Origin of the sequence: uncultured Oscillibacter sp. (genome assembly GCF_910587525.1) — a bacterium.
Classification (GTDB): domain Bacteria; phylum Bacillota; class Clostridia; order Oscillospirales; family Oscillospiraceae; genus Oscillibacter.
Genome location: NZ_CAJULS010000170.1, coordinates 1 through 4,013, shown reverse-complemented (window position 1 = coordinate 4,013; position 4,013 = coordinate 1). Strand labels below are relative to the sequence as shown.

3 protein-coding genes and 1 pseudogene are annotated in these 4,013 nt (G+C 60.9%); 2 read left to right on the top strand and 2 right to left on the bottom strand.

Annotated elements, in window-relative coordinates:
* Together QZ326_RS11700 and QZ326_RS11695 are read left to right on the top strand one after the other, a co-directional pair.
* Positions 1 to 213: pseudogene (locus QZ326_RS11700) on the top strand (hypothetical protein); the annotation flags it as partial.
* Positions 214 to 310: 97 nt separating this feature from the next.
* Positions 311 to 1,162: an AraC family transcriptional regulator gene (locus QZ326_RS11695; RefSeq protein WP_295745398.1), complete on the top strand. Its 852-nt coding sequence runs from the start codon at positions 311 to 313 to the stop codon at positions 1,160 to 1,162.
* A 74-nt stretch (positions 1,163 to 1,236) separates the two neighbouring features.
* Here QZ326_RS11695 and QZ326_RS11690 read toward each other — a convergent pair whose 3' ends face one another.
* Positions 1,237 to 3,417, bottom strand: a complete 2,181-nt coding sequence (locus QZ326_RS11690; protein WP_295745396.1) for an alpha-galactosidase — start codon at positions 3,415 to 3,417, stop codon at positions 1,237 to 1,239.
* A gap of 93 nt (positions 3,418 to 3,510) precedes the next feature.
* The coding region (locus QZ326_RS11685; protein ID WP_295745393.1) for a TOBE domain-containing protein at positions 3,511 to 4,013 on the bottom strand (503 nt) is incomplete at its 5' end.

The window sequence follows — 4,013 nt, the reverse complement described above, 5'->3', positions numbered from 1 at the left end:
GCCATATCCGGCCGCCACAGCCATGGCGGCGTGGTGTACTGCGGCTATGCCCACGAGAGCGGGTTCTGCGACGGGAGCTGCCGCGCCCTCTGCGCGCTGGAGGACTGCGCCATATCCGGCCGCCACAGCCATGGCGGCGTGGTGTACTGCGGCTATGCCCACGGGATCGGATTCTGTGACGGGAGCTGCCAGACCCGCTGCGGAGCGGCATAATTTCATGAGATTGGTGATTTTGGGGATCGTCTGCCGGGCGGTCCCCAATCGTTTTCCGGGGCGCTGTCCTGGAGACCACTGAGAGAGGAGCACGTCCATGGACAATTATTCCTTCTCCATTTTCCCCAACGAGAATTTCCTTGACTTCCGGCTCTATCAGTACGGGTGGGAGCAGTGCAGGCCCCTGCACTCCTTCGGTCCCTTTGTGCGCAACCACTACCTGTTCCACTATATCATCTCCGGGCACGGGACCCTGGACTCCACCGGTCCGGACGGAACGGACCACAGGTATGAGTTGGGCCCGGGCCAGGGTTTCCTCATCTGCCCCGGTCAGGTGAATACCTATGCCGCCCACAAGACCGACCCCTGGGAGTACACCTGGCTGGAGTTTGACGGGCTGCGGATCCAGGAGTATCTGGACAGTGCGGGGCTCAGCGCCCTCCAGCCCATCTACCGTCCCCAGTTCCCCGCCCAGGGGGACGAGCTGCGGGATACTATGCTCTATATCGCCCGCCACGCCGAGGCCGCGCCTCTCCACCTCATCGGCCACCTGTGTCTCTTTCTGGACGGGCTGATCCGCTCCTCCGCCACCCGAAAGACGCTCCACGGCGGAAAGCTCAAGGACTTCTACATCCAGGAGGCCATCAACTTCATGGAGCACAACTACCAGCGGGACCTGACGGTGGAGGAGATCGCCAACGTGTGCAGGCTGAACCGCGGCTATTTCAGCAAGCTCTTCAAAGAGAGCATGGGCTGCTCGCCCCAGGAGTTTTTGATCCGCCTGCGGTTGTCCAAGGCCGCGGAGATGATGAAGCTGTCTGGAAATTCTATCCGGGACATCGCCGCCGGATGCGGATATCCCAACCAGCTTCATTTTTCCCGGGCGTTCAAGCAGCGCTACGGCATGCCGCCGCGCCAGTGGCGGGCGGAGAACCAGTTGAAGAAATAGCGGCCCAGCGGTTTTTCAACTGATTCAACAGCGAAAGACTCCCGTTCTCAGCGGATGAGAACGGGAGTTTTATTTTACAGCGCGGAGAGATACAGCTGCATAGACTGGTAATCTCCCCAAGTCATGGGCAGGGGCCAGCCGGCCTCCATCAGCACATCGCCGGGATAGGCGCCTTCGCCGTTTACCGCGTAGCGGAGGGACGGATTCAGCCCCTTGAGCCGCAGCGCCCGGAAGGGGGCCGCGGCCTGAGTGGGGCCGGAGACCAGGGAGACCAGGGCCTCCCGCCGGTCAGGCGAGACCTGTTCCCAGGCGGTGTAGGGAGCGGTGAAGGGGTCGCTGAGGCGGTAGTAATCCCCCCGCTGGATCAGGTCATAGTGCTCCTTGAAAAAGGCGGTCTGCCGTTTGATAACCTCCCGCTCCTCCGGGGTGCATTTGCCCAGGTCCATCTCATAGCCGAAGGTGCCGGACATAGCTGCCACGCCCCGGGTCTCCATGGAGGTGACGCGGCCGTTCTGCTCGTTGGGAGAGACAGAGACATGGGCCCCCATTGCGCTGACAGGATAGCAGAAGGAGGTGCCGTACTGGATGCGCAGGCGGTCGATGGCGTCAGTGTTATCACTGCACCAGATCTGGGGGGTGTAGTAGAGCATCCCGGCGTCAAACCGTCCGCCGCCGCCGGAGCAGCCCTCAATGAGCAGATCGGGATAGTCCCGGCGCAGCCGCTCCAGAATGTCGTACACGCCCAGCACGTAGCGGTGGTAGACCTCCCCCTGCCGGTTTGCAGGCAGGGCGGCGGACCAGACGTCGGAGAGGCTCCGGTTCATATCCCACTTGAGGTAGGAGATGTCGGCGCCGTCCAGAATCTTCCGCATGGCCTCGTAGATATAGTCCAGAACTTCCCGGCGGGAGAAGTCCAGCACCAGCTGGCTCCGTCCCCGGGTCTGGGGCCGGCCGGGGACGCCCAGAGCCCAGTCTGGGTGCTCCTGATAGAGACGGCTGTTTTCGCTGACCATCTCCGGCTCGATCCACAGCCCAAAGCGCATACCCAATGCCTTGATACGGGGGACCAGCGCCTCAAAGCCGCCGGGCAGTTTGTTGAGGTTCACCGACCAGTCGCCCAGGCCGCTGAGATCGGTATCCCGGGAGCCGAACCAGCCGTCGTCCATGACGAACAGCTCGATGCCCAGGCCCTGGGCCCCTTTGGCGATGTCCACCAGCTTGTCTGCCGTGAAGTCAAAGTAGGTGGCTTCCCAGTTGTTCATCAGTACCGGACGCTGTTTTCCCTGATAGGGGTCTCGGATCAGGTGCTCCCGCAGGCTGCGGTGGAACTGGCGGCTCATCTGTCCAAAACCGTGGGGAGAGCAGACCAGAGCGGCCTCTGGAGCGGTAAAGGACTCCCCGGGAGCCAGGGTAAAGCAGAAGTTGTAGGGGTCGATGCCCAGCACCAGCCGGTTATTCTCCAGCTGTGTCCGCTCTGCCGCCGCCTGGAAGTTGCCGCTGTACACCAGCATAGCCCCATAGCACAGGCCATAGTCTTCGCCCGCCCCACGCTCACAGAGAACGACGAAGGGGTTGTGGTGGTGGCTGGAGGTGCCGCGAAGGCTGTTGACGCTTTGAATGCCGGGGCGCAGGGGGGCGCGGTTTGGGCAGCGCTCCATGGTGTGGCAGCCATCAAAGGTGATGAAATCCAAATCGTCCCGCTGGAAGTCCAGGCACAAAGATGCGCACCGCTGCAGCCGGACTGTTTCGGTCCCCTGATTGACCACCCGGACGGCCCGGGTAATCAGGTCACGCTCCTTCAATATGCCATAATACAGCTCCACAGACATTTTTGCGGCCGCGTCCTTCATATAGACGATGAGGGTTTCCCACTCCTCGCCGCCCCAGAAGGCGGGCAGACCCTCCAGGTTGTATTTGCCTTTGTAAAGCTCATAGCCTGCGTAGCGCAGGTCAGCCAGGCGGCTGCCGTCCTCCGGTTCAAACTCTACGCTGGGGATACGGAAGTCCCCCACGCCGCAGGAGGAGTACTCCTGGGGCAGGGTGTCCAGGGAGTAGTCCCGTTCGTCCCCCACCTCGTTGGGATTGGGGGAAAAGCCCCGGTCGGCATATTGGATGAAGTAGGACAGATCACCGCCGCTGACCCGGGGGCCGTAGTAGGTGTGCAGCAGGATGTTGTGCTGGTCCGCCTTCATCTGATAGGTGGTATTCTGAGTGTGCAGTGTGAATACCCGTTTTTTCTTATCCAAAACGATCATAGGAACCCTCGCTCTGCTATAAATGCGTTGAAAGATGCGTTTGCCCGCCGCGCCGCCCCACCCTCCCTGAGGTGGGCGCGGGTATGGGTGAAATTAAAATTCCAGATTCTTGCCGTCCTTGCCGAAGACATGGCAGACGTTGCCGCTGAAAGTCAGATTCAGCTTGTCGCCGGCGTGGAAAGAGTCAATGCGTTCGCCGTCGGCATTCATGGTGGGAACAATTACCACTACATCCTTGCCGTTGGCATTTGCGTGGAAGTGGACCTCGCTGCCCATCAGCTCTGATACATCGATGGTAGCGGAGAGGGTATTGCCGGACTGCTTGGCCAGTACCATATGGCTGGGACGGACACCCAGAGTGATGTCCTGGGGGGCCACATTGTGGGCAGCCAGGTTTTTCTGCTTTTCGTCAGAGAGTACCACCTTGCAGTTCTCCACAGATACGGCGTATTTGCCGCCCTCATTGACCAGCTTTGCGTTGAAGTAGTTCATCTGGGGCATACCGATGAAGCCGGACACAAAGAGGTTGGCGGGGTGGTCAAAGACCTCCTGGGGTGTGCCGATCTGCTGAATGAAGCCGTCCTTCATGATGACGA